Genomic DNA, 21,563 nt, shown 5'->3' on the forward strand with positions numbered 1-21,563 from the left:
TTTGCCGGATGGTGCAGATTCCCCCGGCAATCCAAAACTGGTTTTCGAACAAAGGCTGGTCGATTCATCCACATCAGCAAGAAATGTTTGAGCGGGCGAATGATCCCGCGACCCTTCTTATCGCTCCAACTGGTGGCGGCAAAACCATGGCCGGTTTTCTGCCTTCCTTGGCCGAGTTGGCGCAGGGGCAGCATGACGGATTGCACACGCTTTATGTGTCTCCTCTCAAGGCGCTGGCAGCGGATATCAGGCGCAATCTGCGCGTTCCCGTCGAGGAAATCGGCCTACCAATTCGGATCGAAGATCGCACCGGCGACACATCGGCCACGCAGAAGAAACGCCAGCGCGTCGATCCTCCACATATCCTGCTGACCACGCCCGAAAGTCTGGCGTTACTTACTTCATACGAAGATGCTCCGCGCATGTTTGCTGGGGTCCAGCGCATTGTTGTCGACGAAATACATGCACTGGCAGAAAGCAAACGGGGGGATCAATTGATGCTGGCGCTGGCACGATTGCAGACACTCTGCCCCGATCTGCGCCGCGTAGGCTTGTCCGCCACGGTTGAAGACCCCGAAGGCATCGCACGATTTCTAGCCCGCAATCCCGATCCTTGCCGAATTATTCAGGCTGATCCCGGCCCTGACCCCGATATCTCGATGCTGCAAACACAAGAGATGCCGCCATGGTCGGGCGGTGGCGCAGCCTATTCCATCCCCGCTGTGATGGAGCAGATCAAAAAGCACAAGACGACACTTATCTTTCACAATACTCGGGCGCAGGCCGAGATTTTCTTTCACAACCTCTGGCTCGCCAACGACGACGCTCTGCCCATCGGCATTCACCACGGCAGCCTGGATCGGCAACAACGCGAACGGGTCGAGGCCGCGATGGTCAGGGGTGATCTGAGGGCAATTGTCTGCACCGGCAGCCTCGATCTGGGGATCGACTGGGGCGATGTGGATCTGGTGATCCAGATCGGCGCGCCGAAGAACGTCAAGCGGCTAGTGCAGCGGATCGGGCGCGCAAATCACCGCTACAATGCCCCTTCCAAAGCTATTCTCGTCCCAGCCAACCGGTTCGAAGTGGTCGAATGTGTTGCTGCACTGGAAGCTGTGCAAGAACATGATCTGGATGGCGACCCCCGCGGGCCAGGACCCAGGGACGTTTTGTGCCAGCATATTCTGATCGCCGCCGCAGCGGGACCGTTTGATGCAGATGCACTCTACGCCGAAATGACGGCTGCCGGGCCTTATGCGCAGATCACCCGTGCTGAATTCGATGCCTGTTTGGAATTCTGCGCCACCGGTGGATATGCCCTGCGAGCCTATGATCGGTGGCAGAGGCTTCAGCAGCGCCCGGATGGAGCCTGGCAATTGCGCGACCCGAGGGCGGCACAGCGTATCCGCATGAACCTTGGCACGATTCAGGACACCGACACGCTGAAGGTTCGGCTTAAGCGCAATCGCGGGGGCAAGCCTCTGGGTGAGGTAGAGGAGGGATTCGCGGCCTCGCTAACCCCTGGTGATACCTTTCTGATCGGTGGTCAGATCGTCCGCTATGAGGGTCTGCGAGAGATGGTGGTCGAGGTCAGCCGCCGCGCTGACCGCAAGCCCAAGATCGCGACCTTTTCGGGTACTAAGTTCGCCACGTCCACCCAGCTGAGCGACCGAATCCTACGGATGTTCGCACAGCCGGATTGGCCTCAACTGCCCGGACATACTGCCGAATGGCTGGGTCTTCAGCGCGAGATATCACGCCTGCCGCAAAGTGACCGCCTGTTGATTGAGAGCTTCCCTGACAGGGGGCGCGAGCATCTATGCGTCTACGGATTTGCCGGCCGCAATGCGCAACAGACGCTGGGCTTGCTGTTGACCAAACGCATGGAGGAAACCGGCCTTGCGCCGCTGGGATTTGTAGCCACTGACTATGCCACCTTAATCTGGGGGCTGGATGCGGTGACCGATCCGCGCCCACTATTTCAGTTGGACGCGCTACGAGAAGGATTGGAGACTTGGCTGGCGGGTAACGCCGTGATGAAACGCACATTTCGTGCTTCGGCCACAATCGCGGGCTTGATCGAACGCAACACTGGTGGGCAGCGCAAGAGTGGTCGGCAGGCGACATTTTCGTCAGATATCCTCTATGACACCTTGCTGAAATACGATCCTGAACATCTGCTGATGCAAATCACCCGCGAAGAGGCCATGCGCGGGTTGGTCGATTTCGGACGGATCGAAGCCATGGTCGCCCGGATCGGAGACCGGATTGACCTGCTGCGGCTAGACCGCGTCTCACCCCTGGCGGCGCCTCTGTTCCTCGAAGTTGGCAAAGTCCCCGTCAAGGGTGAAGCCGAGGAACGCCTGCTTGCGGAAGAAAGTGCCCGTTTACTGCAGGCGGCCGGATTGCAACCGGCATAAACCACTTGCGCAATCCGCAAAATCGTATGAAGAACGGATCATGAACAAGATCGCGTTTTCATTTTCTGGCCAAGACCTGACTGCGCTTGGGTCGGGCGCACTATGGTGGCCGGAACAGGGCTTGCTCTGTGTTTCCGATCTGCATTTAGGCAAATCCGAACGGATCGCCCGCAGAGGCGGCCCGACCTTGCCGCCGTATGACAGCCGCGAAACATTGACCCGATTGGCAAGTGATCTTGCCCGTACCGGTGCCACGACGGTCATCTGTTTGGGGGACAGCTTTGACGATCTCGATGCCTCGGGCGCGTTGGCTGCTGAGGATAGGCAACAGATCACCGCAATGCAGGCTGGTCGACGTTGGATCTGGATCGAGGGGAACCATGACCCCGGCCCGGTAGAAATGGGCGGCACACATCTGTCCGAGTGGGCTTGCCACGATCTGATTTTTCGCCATATCGCCCAGCAAAACAGTGCAGGTGAAGTCTCGGGCCACTACCACCCCAAAGTTAACCTGAATGCCCGAGGGCGCTCGATCACCCGCCCGGCTTTTTTGTTGGATCAATCACGTCTGATCCTTCCAGCTTATGGCGCTTACACTGGGGGGTTGCGCAGTTCAGCAGAGGCTCTGAGCGGCATCATGGCACTGGATGCGCGGGCAATTCTGACCGGCGCGCAACCTCAACTCATCCCGATGCCCAGATAGGTTCTAGAGCAACCCGTCGTCCACGAGCTGTTGCTTGTATTTCCTGCTGACAGGAACCTGATCGCCGTTGCTTAGGTGCAAAAAGGATTTTCCCTTTTCTTTTTCGACCCCAACAATCGCCGAATCCACGACCCAGTGTGAACGGTGCGTACAATGGCCTTGTACCGGCTCCATCTCGGCAATCGCGTCGGTAAAGCGCGAGCGAATTGTAAACGTGCCATCGGACGTGACCACGTCGACATAGTGATCGCGCACGGTTAACCGATAAACCTGCCCCTCGAAAGTGGCGGGCAAACGATTGAAAAGACGTGGTCTGGGTTCGAATACCGGTGCTGCAGTTTCTTCCCGCTGACGCACCAGCAAAAGTCCGGTGGCGAAGAGAAGACCATAAGGGGCGACTTTCAATATGCCCGGTGCCATCAATCCATTTAGCGTGAACAGAATCCAGGTCAGCAACCACAGCGACGGGGCAAACAATGTCAGGATCAACAGGACGAAGGCAAAATCACGCACCAGCAATCCTGATCGATTGAGCCGTTCGCGTACCAACTTTCCAGCCGACCAAGTCGCTGCAAGCGCGAGCAGCATAACACCTGTCCAGAACACCATCCGCTGACTGAATGGCAGTGTCATATCCCGAAAGGGGGCAAAGGAATACGCCAATAAAGGAATAAAAACGAGGCCCGCCACTACCCGTTGAAGGCTTACTAACGAGAAGATCGGACTCAGCTTCATCATACCAGGTAACGCACCTCGCCAAAGGTAAAACCATGAAACACGAACAGACAGGATTATAACCCCTTAAACGGCTGGAATAGAAGGATTATCACCGACCGACGCTAGGTCAAGTCAAGATGTAGTTATATAAATATCCTAATCTAATGAAAAAGGCCGGAGAGCTTTTCGCTCTCCGGCCAATTCAATCATTGACCTTGCGCCCGAATTGAACTCGGAGGTTGCAATTAGGCAGTCAGGCCTTCCGGTTCAGGCAAGCCGTTTGCGCGGCAAGCCGCGGTGAGCGTGTTCGCAAGAAGGCAGGCGATCGTCATAGGGCCAACTCCGCCGGGAACGGGGGTAATCGCACCAGCGCGTTCTGCCGCAGTGGCGTAGTCAACGTCGCCAACCAGCTTGTTCTTGCCGTCGCGTTCGATCCGGTTGATGCCGACATCGATCACGGTTGCGCCTTCCTTGATCCAGTCACCCGGAACCATCTCGGGGCGACCAACTGCGGCGACCACAATATCAGCACGACGCACAACATCGGGAAGATCTTTGGTGCGGCTATGCGCGATGGTCACGGTGCAGCTGTCGCCCAGAAGCAACTGCGCCATCGGCTTACCCACGATGTTCGACCGACCGATCACTACAGCATCCATGCCGGACAAAGAGCCGTGGTGATCGCGCAACATCATCAGACAGCCCAGCGGAGTGCACGGCACCATTGACTTCTGACCTGTTCCCAGCAGGCCCACATTCGAGATGTGGAACCCGTCCACATCCTTTGCCGGATCGATCGTGTTGATCACCAGATCTTCGTTCAGATGCTTGGGCAGCGGCAGTTGCACCAGAATGCCGTGCACCGCAGGGTCATTGTTCAGTTTGTCAATCAGCGCAAGCAGGTCCTCTTCGGACGTGTCCACATCCAGCTTGTGCTCGTACGAGTTCATGCCGACCTCGACGGTCATCTTACCCTTAGAACGGACATAGACCTGGCTGGCCGGGTCTTCGCCCACCAGAACCACCGCCAGACCGGGGGTGATGCCGTTCTCTTCTTTCAGCTTTGCAACCTGGTCAGCCACCTGCGCGCGCACTTTGGCGGCAAAGGCCTTTCCGTCGATAACCTGCGCTACCATTCTTTGATCCCTTCTTTCACAAAACGGATCGGGCGCACTAGGCGCCCGTTTCTTCAGTCTGGGCCGAGCACGCGTTCTTCGCGGGCAATCGACCAATCAATCAGTATACGCCAGAGCTTTTCGGCAAGATCGGGGTCCATACCCAACTCATCCGAGTTCTTGCGGACGCGCTGCACCACATCTTCGACACGTTCCGGGATGCGGGCTGGCAGGCCCTCGCCGGGTTTCAGCTGCGACGCGCGGTCGATATAGGTTGCGCGCGTTACCAGCAATCCAATCAATTGGCGGTCCAGCTTGTCGATCTGAGGCCGCAATTCCTGCATCGAATGACAGTCTTGCGGAGGTATCAGAGTGGGCATTTTGGTCTCCTGCGGCCCGGGGATATCCCCGGACCACGAGATGTCTTATTTGAGCGCTTAGAACAAGCCCTCGATCTCACCTGCGTCGTTAAGGCAGATGGTTTCGGCGGCCGGTTTGCGCGGCAGACCGGGCATGGTCATGATCTCACCGCAGACAACGACGATGAAACCAGCTCCGGCGCTCAGGCGCACCTCACGCACCGGAACCGAATGGCCGGTGGGCGCGCCGCGCAGGGTTGGGTCGGTCGAGAACGAATACTGGGTTTTCGCCATGCAGACCGGCAGATTGCCATAGCCTGCTTCTTCCCATTCGCGCAGCTGGTTGCGGATCTTGTTGTCGGCCAGAACTTCGTCGGCGCGATAGATACGCTTGGCGATGGTTTCGATCTTCTCGAACAGCGGCATGTCGTCTGGGTAGATCGGTGAGAAGTTCGCGGCACCATTTTCGACGATTTCGACAACTTTTTCGGCCAGAGGCGCAGAGCCATCCGAACCCAGCTCCCAGTGACGCGACAGGATCGCCTCAACACCATGCTCGCCGCAGTAGTCCTTGACCGCCTGAACTTCGTCATCGGTGTCGGTGACGAAGTGGTTGATCGCGACGACAACCGGAACACCGAAGGATTTGACGTTTTCGATGTGACGACCCAGGTTGGCGCAACCTGACTTCACAGCGTCAACGTTTTCCGCACCCAAGTCAGCCTTGGCCACGCCGCCATTCATTTTCATCGCGCGCACGGTGGCCACCAGCACCACTGCCGACGGAGCAATACCCGCCTTGCGGCACTTAATGTTCATGAACTTCTCGGCACCGAGGTCAGCACCAAAGCCCGCTTCGGTGACAACATAGTCGGCCACTTTCAGAGCGGTTTTGGTTGCGATGACCGAGTTGCAGCCATGCGCGATGTTCGCGAACGGGCCGCCGTGGACGAAGGCCGGGTTGTTTTCCAGCGTCTGCACCAGGTTCGGCTGCATCGCGTCTTTCAGCAGAACGGTCATAGCGCCTTCTGCCTTGATGTCGCGGCAGTAAACCGGGGTCTTGTCGCGGCGGTAAGCAACGATGATATCGCCCAGACGCTTTTCCAGATCTTTCAAGTCGTTTGCCAAGCAGAGGATTGCCATGACTTCGGACGCCACAGTGATGTCAAAACCTGCCTCACGCGGGAAACCATTCGACACGCCGCCCAGAGACGCCGTGATCTGACGCAGAGCACGGTCATTCATGTCGACGACGCGGCGCCATGCAACGCGGCGGGTGTCGATTTCCTGCTCGTTACCCCAATAGATATGGTTATCGATCATCGCCGACAGCAGCGAGTGGGCCGAGGTGATGGCGTGGAAGTCACCCGTGAAGTGCAGGTTCATTTCTTCCATCGGAACAACCTGCGCGTAACCGCCGCCTGCAGCGCCGCCCTTCATACCGAAGTTCGGGCCAAGCGAAGCTTCGCGGATACAGATCATCGCGTTTTTGCCGATGCGGTTCAAGCCGTCGCCCAGACCTACGGTGGTGGTGGTCTTGCCTTCACCTGCGGGGGTTGGGTTGATCGCGGTCACCAGGATCAGCTTGCCGTCTTCGCGGTCCTGTACCGAGTTGATGAAGTCCTGGCTGACTTTGGCCTTGTCATGGCCGTAAGGCAGCAGATCATCGCTGGAGATACCCAGCTTCGCGCCGATTTCCTGAATCGGCTTTTTGTTCGCCTCGCGGGCAATCTCAATGTCGGATTTGTAGCTCATTGGGCAGGGTCCCTGATTGAATTCCGTGCAAAACCGACGCACGGGCGTCGGCGCTGCGCAACATATACTGATGTACACAACACTGATGGCTAAGGATTCCGACATTTTCATGCCGCGAAACGGCGTTGCGAGAAATCGTAATGCGCAAATCGGAAACGGATTGAACCTATGGGTTCCAAAGGGGCTGATCCGGCACAAACAATTGCATCTTGTCGCCGCGTTTCAGAGCCCCCGGGCGTTCGACCCAAGCCGTTATCCCGCGTCGCCCATTGGCCGCAGGTTTGAATGCAGCCCCGTAACCAGTGTGATCTGCCTCGATCTCGCGGCCCGGAAGAACGCAGGGGGCGTTTACCATGTCCACAGTGATCGTCAACCCGCTCTCGGCCTTCAACCGCGACGATGGAGGGATATGAGAGAAATCGGGAATGCCCTTTAGGACAATCGAAGCCCCAAGGTAAGACGGATCAAGCGTTGCCAACTCCATCTCAGCCGCAATATCACCCAATTCCTCTGCCGACAGCACTGACAGTTGCCGCACATTCCGGATCTCGGTGCCCTTTTTATAGAGATTCGCTACCCGAACACAGGACGCCCGATTGAGCCCCTGATGCCGTTCCCCCTGAACGCCATCAAAATTCAGATCCAAAGCGTTGACAGGCTTGGCCCGCAAAGACTGGCCTGCTGGAACATGGCCCAGCCATACCACCTCGGCTGAATATTCTGTTTCACGCAAGAATGGCATGAGGCGCCCCCCTTCAATGACAGGTTAGCAGGCATAATGCCCAGCAACGCCCTGATGAAAAGAGAAAACCCGGAGGCTGGCTCCGGGTTTTGCAATTATGCAGTGGGTTCTGGTTCCATCCCGCCATCTGGCGGCGATTTCTTGGACTTGGTCTTCGGGATGGCAGTTACGCTGGGGGCGTTGCCCTCATCGGGGCTGTCACCCTCATCATCGCTTTCGGTGGGCGGTTCGCCATTCATGACGCGCTTGATCTCATCGCCGGTCAGGGTTTCGTATTCCAGCAAACCTTGCGCCAGACGCTCCCATTCCTCGTTCTTATCGGTCAGGATCTTGTGCGCGCGCTCATAGCCTTGCTGGATCAGGCGCTTCACCTCTTCTTCGATCAGCTCTTTGGTATGAGCGGACACGGAGAAACCGGCAGTATTGCCCTGATAGCCTTCATGGGCTTCGGCATAATCGATATTGCCGACCTTGTCCGACATGCCCCAGCGCATCACCATGGCGCGCGCCAGTTGGCTGGCCTGCATGATATCGCCCGCAGGGCCGTTCGACACGTGATCTTCGCCGTATTTAATCACCTCGGCGGCCTTGCCTGCCATAGTCATGGCCAGCTTCTGCTCACACTCATCGCGGTGATAGTTCAGACGATCCATTTCGGGCAGTGACACAACCATACCCAGCGCTCCACCGCGCGGAATGATGGTCGCTTTATAGACCGGATCGCACAGCGGCAGTTCCAGACCCACAACGGCATGGCCGGCCTCGTGATAGGCGGTTTTTTCCTTCTGGTCCTGCGTCAGCACCATCGAACGGCGCTCAGCCCCCATCATCACCTTGTCTTTGGCGTTCTCAAAGTCCTCCATGGTGACAAAGCGACGACCGACGCGGGCGGCCATCAATGCGGCCTCGTTCACGAGGTTCGCCAGATCAGCACCCGAAAAGCCCGGCGTGCCGCGCGCGATGATGCGCAGATCGACATCGGGACCCAGAGGCGTCTTGCGCGCGTGAACGCCCAGAATTTTTTCACGGCCTTTGATGTCGGGGTTGCCGACGGTCACGTTACGGTCAAACCGGCCCGGACGCAGCAGCGCGGGGTCCAGAACGTCCTTCCGGTTGGTGGCAGCCAGAATGATCACGCCTTCATTGGCCTCGAAACCGTCCATCTCAACCAGCAGCTGGTTGAGGGTCTGTTCGCGTTCGTCGTTACCGCCGCCATAGCCAGCACCACGATGGCGCCCCACGGCGTCAATTTCGTCGATGAACACGATACAAGGCGCGTTCTTCTTGGCTTGCTCGAACATGTCACGCACACGCGATGCACCAACACCAACGAACATTTCAACGAAATCGGAACCCGAGATCGTAAAGAACGGCACACCTGCCTCGCCCGCAATCGCACGGGCAAGCAGCGTCTTACCAGTGCCCGGAGGGCCAACCAGCAGCGCGCCTTTGGGAATCTTACCGCCCAAACGCGAAAATTTCTGCGGGTTGCGCAGGAATTCCACGATCTCTTCCAGCTCTTCCTTGGCCTCGTCGATGCCCGCAACGTCGTCGAACGTCACCCGGCCGTGCTTTTCGGTCAGCATCTTGGCCTTGGACTTGCCAAAACCCATCGCGCCACCTTTGCCACCACCTTGCATCCGGTTCATGAAATAGACCCAGACACCGATCAGCAGCAGGAAGGGCAGCAGCGTGATCAGGAACGACTGGAAACCCGATTGCTGCTGTTTTTCAGCACGAACGGGGATGTTCTTGTCGATCAGCAGCTTCGTCACCTCGGCATCGGTGGGTTTGATGGTGACAAAGTCCTGATTCTCATTCGTGCGATAGCGGATCTGTTCGCCATCTAGCGTGACGCTGGTGACGTCTCCGGCGTCCACGGCGCTGACGAATTCGGAATAGGTGCGTTCATTGTTCTGAAGCGACCCGCTGGGTCCACTGAACAGGTTGAACAGTGCCAGGATCAGCAGAAACAGAACGACCCAGAAGGCGATGTTGCGAGCGTTGCCCAAGGAAAATCTCCCGAAAGGTTTCGGCAGGTGGGGACCTGCCGGGGTTGTTCCTTAAAATAGAGAGGATTGTGGCAGGTTCAATGAGATAAAATCACCGCATCGAAGTCGGACCTTTCTGGAAGCAGTTCGGCCCGCCATTCGTTTGCAAATCCGACCAGGGGTGCAGCCAGTAGAGTGCCTTCGGCCCAGACCGAGGGCGTCGACAACACTGCAGCGCGAGGTTTGCCCACAGAGCGCCGGTTTTCCAGCTGCAATATACCATCCTCACCAAGCGCCCGGATTTCCGCAACTTCAGTTTTTGGCCCGGATATAATCCAACGCCTGTCCCAAGGTTCTGAGGGGCGCGCGTGCTGATTGCTGACAGCGTTTAGCTCTCTGCAAATCCAAGTTTTTTTGCCTTCCGGGATTAAAATGCATCCCCCCAGGGTGGCCGTCTGAGCAGACGATATCAAATCCAGCACTTGATCCACCGCTTTGTGTCGCGGCGGATATTCTCCCCCTGCGATCCATGAAACAGACGCGGTCACAAGCCGACGACGGATTTCTTCGGGCAGAGTTTCGAAACCTTCGCGATCAATGCAAAGATCGCCATCCGTCACCGTCATGCACCGGAAAGCGGATTCTTGCGCGTATTGCGCCAATGCTTCACGCGCTTGCGCCATATTTTCAGCGACCCGTGATAATGACTCTGCCGTGATCCCGATTTGATTTAATCCGGAAAGTGCCTGGCGGGCTTTGATCCGGTCAAAACGAGGGTCCTGATTCGACGGATCATCAATCCACGAGATACCCTGCGCAATCAGATATTCCCGAAGATTTGAGCGTGTTGTGGACAGCAAGGGGCGCAGCAATGTGACCCGACCTTCTTTTCGCGATACAGCCATGGCCGAAAGCCCCGAAACGCCCGAAGCACGGGCCAGCCGCATCAGTACCGTTTCAGCCTGATCATCCTCCGTGTGGCCCAGCGCAACTGCCTCTAGGCCCTTCGATTCGGCCCACGCGACCAGCAACCGGTATCTCGCACGCCGCGCCTGATCCTGCAGATTTCCGGATCCATCCCACCCCTGCCATTTCAGCGTTTCATGAGGAATGCCTAAGCGCTGCGCCAGTGTCGCGACGGCCAAGGCCTCTGACGCAGATTCAGCTCGCAGGCCGTGATCAACGGTCGCCGCAAACAGCTCGATCTGCTCTTGTCGCGCGATATCAACAAGTAATCGCAACAGGGCAGTCGAATCACTGCCCCCTGATACCGCCACCCCCAGACGGCGCGGCAGTGGATCGGGCAGACCTGCCCGCAAATTGGCCCGAAGCGTATCGGCGTCAGAGGTCAAGAACAGCCCAGTGTTGCCATTTCCTGTGTGGCCGAAGCTGCTGGCGCCGAGGTCGGGAACCGTACGCCAACTTCGCCGAGGGTGATGCAAGCCTGATCGGTTTGGCCCAGCTGTCCAAGAGCTGCGCCCAACTCAAACAACGCCTCGGGTGCCAGAGGCCCTTCGGAGTCGCCCGTGAAGCTGGCCAGAAAGGCGCGCGCCGCTTCGCGTGTATCACCCACCCCTTTCAGCGCCTGCCCGCGCCGCAGATTGGCTTGGCTCGCCAATGGGCTGCCCGGATAGGACTGGTCGAATTGCGCAAACAGATCGGCCGCGGTCTGGAAATCTCCATCCACCAGGGCCTGCGAAGCGGCATCAAAATCCGCTTGTTCACCGACTGCAAGCTCCCCCTGATCAGTGACCGTGGGTTGCGTAGGGTTGGGGGTGGGTGCCACAGCCACATCGGTCGATGTCTCACCACCCAGCGTTGAGGTTTCGCCCAACGCGCTCAGATCACCGCCTTCAAGTTCAACCAGACGAAACTCCAAATCACCGATACGGTTGGAGCCATCGGTCACGACATTCTGCACCCGTTGGTTCAACTGCTCGGTCTGACGAGTCAGGCGCTGTAGTTCGGCCTCGATCGCATCAACGCGCTCAAGCACGGAACTGCCGGACAGGTTTGGCGCAGGGGAACCAGTGGTTGAAAACTCGCGCTTGAGACGCTGAATTTCCACATGCAGCACGGTTAATTCCTGACGGATATCCGCCAGCGTCTGCTGATCCTGTGCCTGTGCCATACCAGCGACGGTCACGACCGCCGCCAGAACCAAACCTGCAATTCGCATCATCTTACCCCAAGGTTGAACCGGTCAGCACCGTCACCGCGCGGCGGTTTTTCGAGTAGCAATCCTCGGTGCTGCAAATTTCGATCGGGCGTTCCTTGCCATAGCTGACGGTGGTCAACCGGTTGCCTGCCACCCCGCGTGAGATCAGATACTCCCGCGCCGCATTGGCCCGACGAGCTCCAAGCGCAAGGTTGTATTCGCGCGTGCCCTGCTCGTCCGCATGGCCTTCGATATTGGCGACAAAATCCGGATTGGCGAGCAGCCAATCGGCCTGCCCTTGCAGAATTGTTTGCGCCTGCGGGCTGAGCGTGGACTGATCGACTGCGAACAGGACCCGGTCACCAACTGTCTGCTGGAAATAGGCTGGCGAACGCGGATCACTGGGTGAGCCCGGAACCAGCGCGCCGCTGCCACCAGCGTCGCCACCCAGAGCCGACGGATCATTATTGGAACAGGCCGCAATCAGGGTCAGCGCCCCAATTGCCGCGACTTTGCTCAACAGTTTCATCTCAAGTGCCTCGTGTTTCGTTGTTTATTGCCGCGCTTCTATCACATTGCGGGTTTGTTGTGAACTTTACCTGCTGTCAGTTCCGATCAATTCTGCAGTGGCCCCCAAGACGGGTCGCTACCGCCATCCGGCGTTCTAACAGGACGCAAGTTACGGCCCGAAATATCCACAGAGTAAAGCGTCGATCGACCGCTTGCCCCCTGCGTTTCGCGGGTGAACATGATGACCCGCCCGTTTGGCGACCATGTGGGACCTTCGTCCAGGAACGAGGCGGTCAAAAGGCGCTCTTCGCTGCCATCCGTGCGCATAACACCGATGTGGAAGCGACCTTTGTACTGCTTGGTAAAGGCAATCAAGTCACCACGCGGAGACCAGACCGGCGTGCCATAGCGGCCTTGCCCAAAACTGATCCGCGTTGCCTCGCCTCCGTTGGCGGGCATGATGTAAAGCTGCGGGGTGCCCGACCGGTCGCTTTCAAACACGATCCGACTGCCATCCGGCGCATAGCTTGGTGCAGTTTCAATCGCGGGCGTATTGGTCAGTCGCACGCTTTGGCCCGAGGCCAGATCCATTTTCCACAAATCCGTGTTTCCGCCTTGGGTCAACGAATAAACAATTGAACGACCATCCGGAGAGAAGCGCGGTGAGAAACTCATGGTGCCTTCCTGCGTTTTCAACTCCTGCCGCTTCACGCGGCCGACATCCAGAACGTAAATACGCGGCTGACCGGTCTCGTAGCTGGTATAGAGCAACTGGTCGCCCGTCGGTGAGAACCGAGGCGCCAGAACAATCGCTGCGCTGTCGGTCAGATACTGCACATTAGCGCCGTCGTAATCCATTATGGCCAACCGTTTGCGCCGTTGATCCTTTGGGCCGCTCTCCGACACGAACGCGACACGGCTGTCGAAATAGGCGCCCTCTCCCGTGATCCGGGTATAAACCTGATCCGCGACCTTATGCGCCATGCGCCTCCAACCGTCGGTTGTTCCTGCAAACTGCAAACCGTTGCCGAGTTCCTGCCCCGAAAAGACATCCCAAACCCGGAACCGGACCGTCAGGCGCTTGCCCGACATGTTGACCGCCCCTGTCACCAGCGCTTGAGCGTTGATCGCCTTCCAATCAGCGAACTGTACCGGCGCATCGAAACTGCTGACGCGGCTGATATATGCATCCGACGAGATTTCACGAAACAGGCCCGTTCCGGTCAGGTCAGACACGACCACCCGCGAGATATCTTGTGCATATTGTGCCGCCGAGGGACCGTCAGGCACAAAGCTTGGCACGGCAAACGGCATAGGTTCGATGATCCCTTCATCGATTTCCAGACGCAGCGGGCCACTTTGGGCGTAGGCCGAGGTCGAAAGAAGGGTCAGGCCAATTAAGAGGCTGGTCAGAAGTTTCATCATTTGATCCGCATCCTCTCGGGATTGAATGTAATCTCAATATCCTGCCATTGATCGTATTTGTCAGCAGGTAGGTCATATCCTTTAGACCCACAGCGCAAAATTGCGCGGCGCGCAGCTTCGTAGGCTTGTTTTGCTGATGCGGCCGAGCCGCCGGTACTGTCGAGTAGCTGCAAACTGCCGCCAACCACTTTGCCATCTCTGGTTAACGAAAACCCGACAACAACCACAGTTTCCAGCGCATCCGTCGACAGGGACCCGACATTCCAACACCGCGACACCGCAACCCGCATCGCGTCTTTTTCACCGCTAGTCAGTGGTGGGCCCGAAGGTTCGGTGCCATTGCCCAATGCTTCGGCCAGGGCGTCATTTATTGCTTGCTCGTTTTGCGCAGGTTCAGTCGGCGCGGGCTCGGGCGTTTCTGCAACCTCAGGCTCTGGCTGGGGTGCCGGTCGGTTCGGGCGCACGCGCGGACGAGGAGAGGTTCGCGGGGCCGGATCTTCGACTTCTTCCGCCTCGGTCACGATCTCGGGCGCGGCCTCTTCTGGTGCCGTTTGATCCTGCTGTTCTTGTTGGATTTCCGCCCCTTCATCCAGCGAAACCGGAGGGGTTTCAATGTCATCCGGCTTGGCCTCGGGCGGAGAAGGAGCAATCTGCTCGGGCGCGATCTTATCCGCAGGGCTTGGTTCTGCCTCTGGGCCTGGGGGCGCAGGAAGCGCCGCCAGCTCAGGCTCGGGCTCTTCAAGCGTTGGAGGCTGTTCTATCAGTTCGGGTTCAGGTGGGATTTCCACTGTTTCTGGTTCTGGTTCCGGTTCCGGATCCGGTTCGGGTTGAGCAACCTGCTCAGGTTCGGGCGTATCTTCCGGCGTCGGGTCCAGTATTTCGATCTCATCAGGTTCTGCAGGCTGTTGCAGTTCAGCCGGGTCAGTCGGCACCTCGGGTGCCTCGCGTTGCGCGGTCATGGCCGCAAACTGCTCAGCCGAGATCACCGAGACATCCTGTACAGCCATCGGCAGCGGCTCGGACCGGAAGTTCCCGCCGATCAGCGCCCAGCCAATCAGGCTGACATGCGCAATTGCCGAAATCTTGGTGCCGGTATCCACCGCGCAGCCTCACTCTCACCCTTCGTCCAGCGTTGGCCCGCCGGTATCGGTCACAAGGCCAACGTTGGAAAACCCACCCGCGTTCAAAGCGCCCATGACCTGCATCACTTGCGCGTAGGGAATCGCGCCGTCAGCACGCAAGAACACACGGTCGCTGCTGCGCTCAGCTGCGATCGCGCGCAGCTTACCGATCAGTTCTTCGCGCAGCACATCCGTGGTCTGGATCTGCACGCGCCCATCTGCGGTCAGGGTCACAGTCAGCGGCTCTTCGTTGTCACCGGGCAAGGCACTTGCGGCAGTCTTGGGCAGATCGACAGGTACGCCGACGGTCAACAATGGGGCCGCCACCATAAAGATGATCAGCAACACCAGCATGACATCAACAAAGGGCGTCACGTTGATCTCGGCCATCGGTTGGGCGCGCCCGCGCCGCCGCCCGCGCCTGCGTCCGTTCCCGCCCGAGCTTTGCTGAACTGCCGCACCCATCGTCAGCTATCCAACTGACGCGACAGGATAGTGGCGAATTCATCGGCAAAGGCCTCGTAGCCGCCGACGATGCGGTCACTGTCTGCGCTGAGTTTATTATAGAATATCACCGCCGGGATCGCGGCCAGCAAGCCAAGACCGGTGGCCAGCAACGCCTCGGCAATACCCGGGGCCACAACGGCGAGGTTTGTGTTCTGCTGCTCGGCAATCTCGATAAAGGCATTCATGATGCCCCAAACGGTGCCAAACAGGCCGATAAACGGCGCTGTCGATCCAACAGTGGCCAGAATGGGCAACCCTTTTTGCAGCCCCTCGGCCTCTTTCGCGATCGCCACGTCCATCGAGCGATCGATCCGCGCCGTCGCCCCTGCGATCAAGCCGCCATCGGTGCGGTGCGAGCGTCGCCACTCGATCATCCCCGCCGCGAAAATCTTCTCGGAACTGCCATCGGGCTGGGTTCCGATCTGCTCGAACAGCTCATCCAGCGGATTGCCAGACCAGAAGCTTTCATCGAATACCTGCGCCTCGCACCGCGCGGCTCGGTAGTTGATCAGTTTCTGAATGATAATGCCCCAGGACCAGATGGATGCACCGATCAGCATCAACATCACCAGTTTGACGATAAAGGTCGCGCGGGCATACAGCCCCCACATGGAGAAATCGATCTCCTGCGCCAGCGCCAGCGTTTCAGCTTCCATGAACCTGCTCTTTGTTTTGCCTGATGGCCATTTGGCCTTGTTTTGCCAAACGCTAACGCAGATGGAGATGAAAAGCCAACAGAACCACCCCGGAGGCTGAAAATGTTACATCAATGCGCGAATCTCTGCCGGAAGACGCACGGGCTTACCCTGCGCATTCATGCAGACAGCCGTTACCTCGGCGCGGAAAATCTCGGTCTCGCCACGCTTGACCAATTGCGACATTGTCAACCGAGCGCCCGATAGCGAAACCATCTCGGTCTCGACCATCAGCTCGTCTTCAAACCTAGCGGCGGCGAGATAATCCGCCTCGATCCGCCGCACGACCCAGACAATGCCTGCGTCCCGCATCGCGTTCTGATCATTACCCAGTTTACGCACCCAGTCCGACCGGGCGCGTTCGATGAATCTCAGATAATTTGCGTGATAGACCACGCCTCCCATGTCGGTGTCTTCGTAATAAACACGGACCGGGTAGTGATGCTTCATTGCGACGGCTCCAATCTGGCGAACAAGCGCAACGCATGAGAGGGGTCCTGCGCGGCACCGGGCAGAACAGGATCGTAGGCGGCGCGGATCAAGGCCGCAATATCAGGCCGCAAGATCGTCGCGTCACCAGCAATCGCCAGAGGTGAGGCGCTGCGAAAGGCAGTATCGGACCAAAGCAAGATCGTTTGCACGACCTGGTTTAGCGCCAGCGTTTCTGCCGGCACTTTCGACAGCTCTTTGTCCATGCGCAAAAACACAAATGCCGCGCGGATAGCGCCGTCATCCTCGAACCGAAATATGCGATACTGATTGGCATCGGCAGCCACCAGCCGGTCGACCAGTGGGGCCAGATCCGGGATCAGGCGATCCAGATCGGGCACGTCCAACAATTCCTGCCACTCACGGAAGAAGAACACCATGCAATTGGCACCCAGTTCGGGATCCGTCTCGGCCATCTTGTGATTTGCCAGAGTGACAACCGCCTCGAACGCACCTTTTACGGTCGACAGCGTTTCATCCTCGACACCAAACACGATGGGCACAATGGGTCTGCCCCAGCGCGCAAACAGAAACTCACCGCTATCGCGTGTGAACAGCGCCTCAATCTCATCGGGTGTCACGCCCAGTCCTTCTTCTCGATTTAGATACGACTGCCTGAGCCTTAAAATCTAATGCGCCCCACTTCAACCAAACAGATCGCTCTGTCCTTTGGGTGCAGCCATCCCCAGATGCGTCCATGCCTTTTGCGCCAGCATCCGTCCGCGCGGAGTGCGCTGGATCAGGCCTTGCTGCAGGAGATAAGGCTCGATCACCTCTTCCAGCGAATCCCGGCTTTCGGACAACGCCGCCGAGAGTGTTTCAATCCCCACTGGCCCGCCCGCATAGTTCTCGGCAATCAGCTTCAAATACCGGCGGTCGGCCCCGTCCAGACCAAGGTTATCGACCCCCAGCCGGGTCAGTGACCCATCCGCCAAGTCGCGCGTAATCCGCCCATCGCCTTCAACAATGGCAAAATCCACCACGCGTCTTAGCAGACGACCGGCGATCCGTGGTGTTCCACGAGACCTGCGCGCGATCTCACGCGCGCCTTCGTCATCCGCAGGTGCGCCCAGTTTGCGGGCATTGCGGGTGACGATCTCGTGCAACTCGTCGACCGTATAGAACTGCAGCCGGGTCGGGATGCCAAACCGATCGCGCAACGGCGTGGTAAGCAACCCCATCCGCGTTGTCGCCCCGACCAGCGTAAATGGCTGCAGCTCGATCCGTACAGTCCGCGCCGCCGGACCTTCACCGATGACAAGATCCAGCTCGAAATCCTCCATCGCGGGGTACAGCACCTCTTCGACTGCCGGGTTCAGACGGTGAATCTCGTCGATGAACAAGACATCCCGCGATTCCAGATTGGTCAGAATCGCCGCCAAATCCCCCGCCTTGGCCAGAACCGGCCCCGAGGTCATGCGGAAATTCACTCCCAACTCGCGCGCCATGATCTGCGCAAGCGTGGTCTTACCCAATCCAGGTGGACCATGGAACAGCGTGTGATCCATCGCCTCACCGCGTTGGCGGGCCGACTGGATGAAGATGCGCAGGTTGGCCCGCGCCTCGGCCTGACCAATGAATTCATCCAGCCCCTGCGGGCGCAGGGCGCGGTCATTGTCCTCGGGCATCGGTTCGGGTCGCAGGGCGGGATCAGAGTCTACCATTCAGTTACCCTTTCACTCAGCCCTTGGGGGCCAGTAGCTTCAGCGCGGCGCGTATCAGATCGGCCTCGCCCGCATCTGGCATATTAGCCGCTGCCTCGGCCACGGCCGATGCCGCCTCGGACGGTCCATAGCCCAGATTGCCCAACGCCGACAGCGCATCCGCAGAAGCAGCGGCAGCGCCCGAGGCCGGTTTCGCCACCCGTTTCGGAACAGGCGCAGGCTCGGTCGTCTCAACCACTTCAAGTGCCGGGCCATCCATCGCTTCGGTCACCGTGCCGCCCATCGCCATCACACCCGGGGCCTTGTCCTTGAGGTCAAGCACGATCCGCTGCGCGGTCTTGGGGCCGACACCCTTTGCGGCCTTCACGGCCCCCCAGTCGCCCAAGGCAATCGCGCGGCTGACACCATCAGGCCCCAGCGCACTAAGAATGGCCAGCGATACCTTCGCACCCACACCCTGAACCGAGCACAGCAGACGGTGCCATTCCTTCTCGACCAAGGACAGAAAACCATAAAGCTGCATCAGGTCTTCGCGCACGACCATATCGGTGTAGATCGACATTGCCTCACCCACCCCCGGCAGGGCCGCCATGGTCCGGTCCGAGCAATAGACGATATAGCCGACCCCCCGCACGTCGATCAGAACGTGATCCGCCGCGCGGTAATCCAGCCGTCCAGTGAGCTTGCCGATCATGCGCGTACCTCTTTCATCCGTGCCTGCGGTGCGGCGCCATAGTAGGAATGGCAGATGGCAATCGCCAATGCATCCGCAGCATCCGCCCCTTTGGGGGAACAACCGGGCAGTTGGAGTTTGACCATATGCAGAACCTGCTCTTTTTCGGCGTGCCCGACGCCCACCACCGTTTTCTTGACGCGGTTGGGGGCGTACTCGCCAACCGGCAAACCCGCCTGCGCAAGCGTCAGAAGCGCAACACCACGCGCCTGACCCAGTTTCAGTGTACCGGCCCCATCTTTGTTGACGAAGGTCTGTTCAATTGCCGCCTGATCTGGATTGTGCTCGGCGATGACTTCGACGATTTGATTGTGTAGCGACAGCAGCCTTTCCCCCAGATCATCACCATCGGATTTACACAATCCATTCGCAACGTGGCTCAGGCGGCTGCCATGCGATTCGATGACGCCCCATCCCAAGGTTCTAAGCCCTGGATCAATGCCCAGAATTCGCATGTTTTGTCTCGGCCTGCTCGGGTTTGTGTGATCTTTTTTCATCGACTAGCACGAAGCGTGAACATTTTCCAAGGAAATCAACTCAAGGTCCAAAACCGACATTCATGTCGCCGCCGGTTCCTCGCGGCCTGTTTGCGACCGGGTTAGGTTCGTTTTCGACGCTTATCCGATCGAACATTAACCAATGATTTAAGGGGTTTTCATCAATTTCGAGCGTTGCAAAAAATGCATAGGACACATGCAATTTCTGCGCTTGCGCACGGCGAAACTCATCACTAGATGCCGCTCAGATCGCAAGATCAGAGTTTAACACAAACCAGAAGGAAACAGGATATGGCTGCACTGGATACCACCCGCACCACCACTGGCTCATTCGGCCTCGTCGGCCGTATCGGCGCACTTTTTGCATCGGTTGTAAACGCCGTTGTTGAATGGAATGACGCCCGCGCAACCCGTAACGCGCTGAACGGTCTTTCTGACCGCGAACTGGACGATATCGGACTATGCCGCGGCGACATCGACGTTGTCGCCGAAGGCCGCCGTTACTGAGATAACGGACTACCGCATACGCCCCTTCCTCCTCCCTGTGGGGCAAACAGAAACACCGCACGCCGTGAGGCATGCGGTGTTTTTATTAGGAGGGTGCAAGATATCCGGTTAGAACCAAACCTTGTTCAGTTGGCTCGAGAAAAACGCGGTCACCGGATCGGCCTGCATGATCCAGGCGCCAGCTTTCTCAACCGGCGTGCCCTGATTCAGGCTTTCAACACGCGTTTCGTACGCAGTCGGGCCAAGATGGGACAGTAAAAAGGCCTTGAAGGCAAAGAAGCCAACCAAACACAGCAACAAAACCCTCGCTGGAACTGCTGAACGCATACGCTGGGGTTTCATCACCACCAGCCCGTCTGAGCGCAACGTGGCACGATAGCCGCGGCTGAGTTTCTGGTGCTTTTTGTTCAAACGCGAGATGCGTTGATCGAATTCGAGTTGTTTTCCTGTCATGGCAGCCTCCGAAAACCGCCCCCCGAGTGCATTGAAAGACGGTAATTAGAGAATGCGACAAAAACGTGGCAAAAATCCACAAAACTCCCGTAAATGGCCTGAATTCAGCCCTGTTTGCTTAAGATTAGCGTCGTCCACTCACCAATCCGATCCTGGCGAACCAGATTGAAGCCGTTTTGGAGATAAACCGAGATCACGTCATCGGACTGTTCATTGAGGATTCCCGATAGAATCGCTTGTCCACCCCCCCGCAGGTTCGCCGAAATTTCAGGCGAAAGGGCCACGAGCGGACCTTTTAGGATATTGGCGAATATCAGATCGTAAGGCGCATGCGCCTTCAGATCCGGGTGATCGAAACCTGCAGCTTCAACACATTTAACCGCACCCGCCATACCGTTCGCCCGTAGGTTGGCCTCGGCCACGTCGACGGCAACCTCATCAATGTCGCTGGCGATGATATCGCCATCCCAGACCCGAGCTGCGGCCATCGCCAGCACGGCAGTACCGCAGCCGATATCGGCAACTTTGGTGGCCGTGAACCCATGATCCAGAAGATGGTCCAAAGCCTTGAGGCAACCAAGCGTCGTCCCATGGTGCCCTGTGCCAAAGGCCATCGCAGCTTCGATCAGCAGCGGAATGCGGCCTTCGGGCAGTTTGTCGGCATCATGGCTTCCATAGACAAAAAACCGACCGGCCTCGACTGGGGCTAGTTCGCGGCGGACATGGGCGACCCAATCCGTTTCGGGCAGCTCCGAGACCACAAAGGGCTTGGCCTCGAACGCGGCGGCCAGAACCGCCAGCGCGGTTTCATCCGGGGTTTCAGTAAAATAGCCGCCGACCTCCCACAGGCCCGAGCCATCCTCGACCTCGAACACGCCGACGCCGGTTGGTTCCGGGTCCAGCCGTTCCATCGCCTCGCCCAATCCTTCGGCGGCTTTCTTGCCGGTCAAAGTGGTCAGAGCAGTGAATGTTGGCATGGGGGCCTCCTGTTTCGATCGAAAC

23 protein-coding genes are annotated in these 21,563 nt (G+C 58.2%); 3 read left to right on the plus strand and 20 right to left on the minus strand.

Annotated elements, in window-relative coordinates; all coding sequences use genetic code 11:
- Window positions 1–8 precede the first annotated feature (8 nt).
- Together ACR0JG_RS15630 and pdeM are read left to right on the plus strand one after the other, a co-directional pair.
- Entirely contained in the window at window positions 9–2,420 is a 2,412-nt protein-coding gene (locus tag ACR0JG_RS15630; protein WP_480570894.1) for a ligase-associated DNA damage response DEXH box helicase, read from the plus strand.
- Between the two features lie 40 nt (window positions 2,421–2,460).
- Window positions 2,461–3,123, plus strand: coding sequence for a ligase-associated DNA damage response endonuclease PdeM (pdeM, locus tag ACR0JG_RS15635; RefSeq protein ID WP_480561156.1), 663 nt, complete (start codon window positions 2,461–2,463; stop codon window positions 3,121–3,123).
- 3 nt (window positions 3,124–3,126) lie between these two features.
- Here the strand turns inward: pdeM and ACR0JG_RS15640 are convergent, their stop codons facing one another.
- The 18 genes from ACR0JG_RS15640 to ruvC all read right to left on the minus strand — a co-directional run bounded on the left by ACR0JG_RS15640 (window position 3,127) and on the right by ruvC (window position 19,559).
- Window positions 3,127–3,756: a LytTR family DNA-binding domain-containing protein gene (locus ACR0JG_RS15640; protein ID WP_480570896.1), complete on the minus strand. Its 630-nt coding sequence runs from the start codon at window positions 3,754–3,756 to the stop codon at window positions 3,127–3,129.
- A gap of 329 nt (window positions 3,757–4,085) precedes the next feature.
- Window positions 4,086–4,976, minus strand: coding sequence for a bifunctional methylenetetrahydrofolate dehydrogenase/methenyltetrahydrofolate cyclohydrolase FolD (folD, locus tag ACR0JG_RS15645; protein ID WP_480570899.1), 891 nt, complete (start codon window positions 4,974–4,976; stop codon window positions 4,086–4,088).
- A 53-nt stretch (window positions 4,977–5,029) separates the two neighbouring features.
- Window positions 5,030–5,335 (minus strand): chorismate mutase, encoded by a 306-nt coding sequence (locus tag ACR0JG_RS15650; protein WP_480570902.1) that lies wholly within the window; start codon window positions 5,333–5,335, stop codon window positions 5,030–5,032.
- A gap of 57 nt (window positions 5,336–5,392) precedes the next feature.
- Window positions 5,393–7,069 carry a formate--tetrahydrofolate ligase gene (locus ACR0JG_RS15655; protein WP_170404366.1) on the minus strand — a complete coding sequence of 559 codons (1,677 nt, stop codon included), beginning with the start codon at window positions 7,067–7,069 and terminating at the stop codon, window positions 5,393–5,395.
- Between the two features lie 166 nt (window positions 7,070–7,235).
- Window positions 7,236–7,811: an MOSC domain-containing protein gene (locus ACR0JG_RS15660; protein ID WP_480570905.1), complete on the minus strand. Its 576-nt coding sequence runs from the start codon at window positions 7,809–7,811 to the stop codon at window positions 7,236–7,238.
- Window positions 7,812–7,906: 95 nt separating this feature from the next.
- Window positions 7,907–9,823 carry an ATP-dependent zinc metalloprotease FtsH gene (gene ftsH / locus ACR0JG_RS15665; protein WP_170424311.1) on the minus strand — a complete coding sequence of 639 codons (1,917 nt, stop codon included), beginning with the start codon at window positions 9,821–9,823 and terminating at the stop codon, window positions 7,907–7,909.
- Window positions 9,824–9,900: 77 nt separating this feature from the next.
- Window positions 9,901–11,154, minus strand: coding sequence for a tRNA lysidine(34) synthetase TilS (tilS, locus tag ACR0JG_RS15670; RefSeq protein WP_480570908.1), 1,254 nt, complete (start codon window positions 11,152–11,154; stop codon window positions 9,901–9,903).
- Window positions 11,151–11,981, minus strand: a complete 831-nt coding sequence (gene ybgF, locus ACR0JG_RS15675) for a tol-pal system protein YbgF (protein ID WP_480571134.1) — start codon at window positions 11,979–11,981, stop codon at window positions 11,151–11,153. Before ybgF ends, tilS begins: the two co-directional genes overlap by 4 nt.
- Before the next feature lie 4 nt (window positions 11,982–11,985).
- Entirely contained in the window at window positions 11,986–12,489 is a 504-nt protein-coding gene (gene pal / locus ACR0JG_RS15680) for a peptidoglycan-associated lipoprotein Pal (RefSeq protein WP_170564691.1), read from the minus strand.
- Between the two features lie 86 nt (window positions 12,490–12,575).
- The gene (tolB, locus tag ACR0JG_RS15685; RefSeq protein ID WP_480570912.1) at window positions 12,576–13,895 is read right to left on the minus strand and encodes a Tol-Pal system beta propeller repeat protein TolB; all 1,320 of its coding nucleotides are present in this window, start codon (window positions 13,893–13,895) and stop codon (window positions 12,576–12,578) included.
- Entirely contained in the window at window positions 13,892–14,995 is a 1,104-nt protein-coding gene (locus ACR0JG_RS15690) for an energy transducer TonB (RefSeq protein ID WP_480570915.1), read from the minus strand. The genes tolB and ACR0JG_RS15690 overlap by 4 nt, the downstream gene beginning before the upstream one ends.
- A 15-nt stretch (window positions 14,996–15,010) precedes the next feature.
- Window positions 15,011–15,481, minus strand: coding sequence for a protein TolR (tolR, locus tag ACR0JG_RS15695; RefSeq protein ID WP_170424320.1), 471 nt, complete (start codon window positions 15,479–15,481; stop codon window positions 15,011–15,013).
- A gap of 2 nt (window positions 15,482–15,483) precedes the next feature.
- Complete coding sequence (tolQ, locus tag ACR0JG_RS15700) at window positions 15,484–16,179, minus strand: protein TolQ (RefSeq protein ID WP_480570918.1); 696 nt, start codon at window positions 16,177–16,179, stop codon at window positions 15,484–15,486.
- A gap of 105 nt (window positions 16,180–16,284) precedes the next feature.
- Complete coding sequence (gene ybgC, locus ACR0JG_RS15705; protein WP_170404386.1) at window positions 16,285–16,668, minus strand: tol-pal system-associated acyl-CoA thioesterase; 384 nt, start codon at window positions 16,666–16,668, stop codon at window positions 16,285–16,287.
- Complete coding sequence (locus tag ACR0JG_RS15710) at window positions 16,665–17,288, minus strand: hypothetical protein (RefSeq protein WP_170397395.1); 624 nt, start codon at window positions 17,286–17,288, stop codon at window positions 16,665–16,667. Before ACR0JG_RS15710 ends, ybgC begins: the two co-directional genes overlap by 4 nt.
- A 63-nt stretch (window positions 17,289–17,351) precedes the next feature.
- On the minus strand, window positions 17,352–18,371 hold the full coding sequence (gene ruvB / locus ACR0JG_RS15715; RefSeq protein ID WP_480570920.1) for a Holliday junction branch migration DNA helicase RuvB: 1,020 nt from the start codon (window positions 18,369–18,371) through the stop codon (window positions 17,352–17,354).
- A 16-nt stretch (window positions 18,372–18,387) separates the two neighbouring features.
- Window positions 18,388–19,065, minus strand: a complete 678-nt coding sequence (gene ruvA, locus ACR0JG_RS15720) for a Holliday junction branch migration protein RuvA (protein ID WP_170424326.1) — start codon at window positions 19,063–19,065, stop codon at window positions 18,388–18,390.
- Window positions 19,062–19,559 (minus strand): crossover junction endodeoxyribonuclease RuvC, encoded by a 498-nt coding sequence (ruvC, locus tag ACR0JG_RS15725; RefSeq protein ID WP_170404395.1) that lies wholly within the window; start codon window positions 19,557–19,559, stop codon window positions 19,062–19,064. Before ruvC ends, ruvA begins: the two co-directional genes overlap by 4 nt.
- Before the next feature lie 333 nt (window positions 19,560–19,892).
- Between ruvC and ACR0JG_RS15730 the strand changes: the two genes are divergently transcribed.
- Complete coding sequence (locus ACR0JG_RS15730; protein ID WP_170397404.1) at window positions 19,893–20,108, plus strand: DUF1127 domain-containing protein; 216 nt, start codon at window positions 19,893–19,895, stop codon at window positions 20,106–20,108.
- Between the two features lie 108 nt (window positions 20,109–20,216).
- On the opposite strand, the gene ACR0JG_RS15735 is transcribed toward ACR0JG_RS15730, so the two are convergent.
- Both ACR0JG_RS15735 and ACR0JG_RS15740 read right to left on the minus strand, forming a co-directional pair.
- Window positions 20,217–20,561: a hypothetical protein gene (locus tag ACR0JG_RS15735; protein ID WP_170397406.1), complete on the minus strand. Its 345-nt coding sequence runs from the start codon at window positions 20,559–20,561 to the stop codon at window positions 20,217–20,219.
- A gap of 104 nt (window positions 20,562–20,665) precedes the next feature.
- Complete coding sequence (locus tag ACR0JG_RS15740) at window positions 20,666–21,538, minus strand: 50S ribosomal protein L11 methyltransferase (RefSeq protein ID WP_170397408.1); 873 nt, start codon at window positions 21,536–21,538, stop codon at window positions 20,666–20,668.
- Window positions 21,539–21,563 lie beyond the last annotated feature (25 nt).

It is taken from the genome of Ruegeria sp. AD5 (assembly GCF_056542345.1).

What these genes read in the sequence shown, in the direction of transcription:
- ruvA (WP_170424326.1), bottom strand. Translation starts at nt 19,065, where the DNA reads ATGATCGGCAAGCTCACTGGACGGCTGGATTACCGCGCGGCGGATCAC.
- ybgC (WP_170404386.1), bottom strand. Translation starts at nt 16,668, where the DNA reads ATGAAGCATCACTACCCGGTCCGTGTTTATTACGAAGACACCGACATG.
- ACR0JG_RS15640 (WP_480570896.1), bottom strand. Translation starts at nt 3,756, where the DNA reads ATGACACTGCCATTCAGTCAGCGGATGGTGTTCTGGACAGGTGTTATG.
- pdeM (WP_480561156.1), top strand. Translation starts at nt 2,461, where the DNA reads ATGAACAAGATCGCGTTTTCATTTTCTGGCCAAGACCTGACTGCGCTT.
- ACR0JG_RS15630 (WP_480570894.1), top strand. Translation starts at nt 9, where the DNA reads ATGGTGCAGATTCCCCCGGCAATCCAAAACTGGTTTTCGAACAAAGGC.
- ACR0JG_RS15735 (WP_170397406.1), bottom strand. Translation starts at nt 20,561, where the DNA reads ATGACAGGAAAACAACTCGAATTCGATCAACGCATCTCGCGTTTGAAC.
- folD (WP_480570899.1), bottom strand. Translation starts at nt 4,976, where the DNA reads ATGGTAGCGCAGGTTATCGACGGAAAGGCCTTTGCCGCCAAAGTGCGC.
- tolB (WP_480570912.1), bottom strand. Translation starts at nt 13,895, where the DNA reads ATGATGAAACTTCTGACCAGCCTCTTAATTGGCCTGACCCTTCTTTCG.
- ruvB (WP_480570920.1), bottom strand. Translation starts at nt 18,371, where the DNA reads ATGGTAGACTCTGATCCCGCCCTGCGACCCGAACCGATGCCCGAGGAC.
- ACR0JG_RS15730 (WP_170397404.1), top strand. Translation starts at nt 19,893, where the DNA reads ATGGCTGCACTGGATACCACCCGCACCACCACTGGCTCATTCGGCCTC.
- ACR0JG_RS15655 (WP_170404366.1), bottom strand. Translation starts at nt 7,069, where the DNA reads ATGAGCTACAAATCCGACATTGAGATTGCCCGCGAGGCGAACAAAAAG.
- ACR0JG_RS15650 (WP_480570902.1), bottom strand. Translation starts at nt 5,335, where the DNA reads ATGCCCACTCTGATACCTCCGCAAGACTGTCATTCGATGCAGGAATTG.
- tolQ (WP_480570918.1), bottom strand. Translation starts at nt 16,179, where the DNA reads ATGGAAGCTGAAACGCTGGCGCTGGCGCAGGAGATCGATTTCTCCATG.
- ACR0JG_RS15660 (WP_480570905.1), bottom strand. Translation starts at nt 7,811, where the DNA reads ATGCCATTCTTGCGTGAAACAGAATATTCAGCCGAGGTGGTATGGCTG.
- ybgF (WP_480571134.1), bottom strand. Translation starts at nt 11,981, where the DNA reads ATGCGAATTGCAGGTTTGGTTCTGGCGGCGGTCGTGACCGTCGCTGGT.
- pal (WP_170564691.1), bottom strand. Translation starts at nt 12,489, where the DNA reads ATGAAACTGTTGAGCAAAGTCGCGGCAATTGGGGCGCTGACCCTGATT.
- ACR0JG_RS15740 (WP_170397408.1), bottom strand. Translation starts at nt 21,538, where the DNA reads ATGCCAACATTCACTGCTCTGACCACTTTGACCGGCAAGAAAGCCGCC.
- tolR (WP_170424320.1), bottom strand. Translation starts at nt 15,481, where the DNA reads ATGGGTGCGGCAGTTCAGCAAAGCTCGGGCGGGAACGGACGCAGGCGC.
- ruvC (WP_170404395.1), bottom strand. Translation starts at nt 19,559, where the DNA reads ATGCGAATTCTGGGCATTGATCCAGGGCTTAGAACCTTGGGATGGGGC.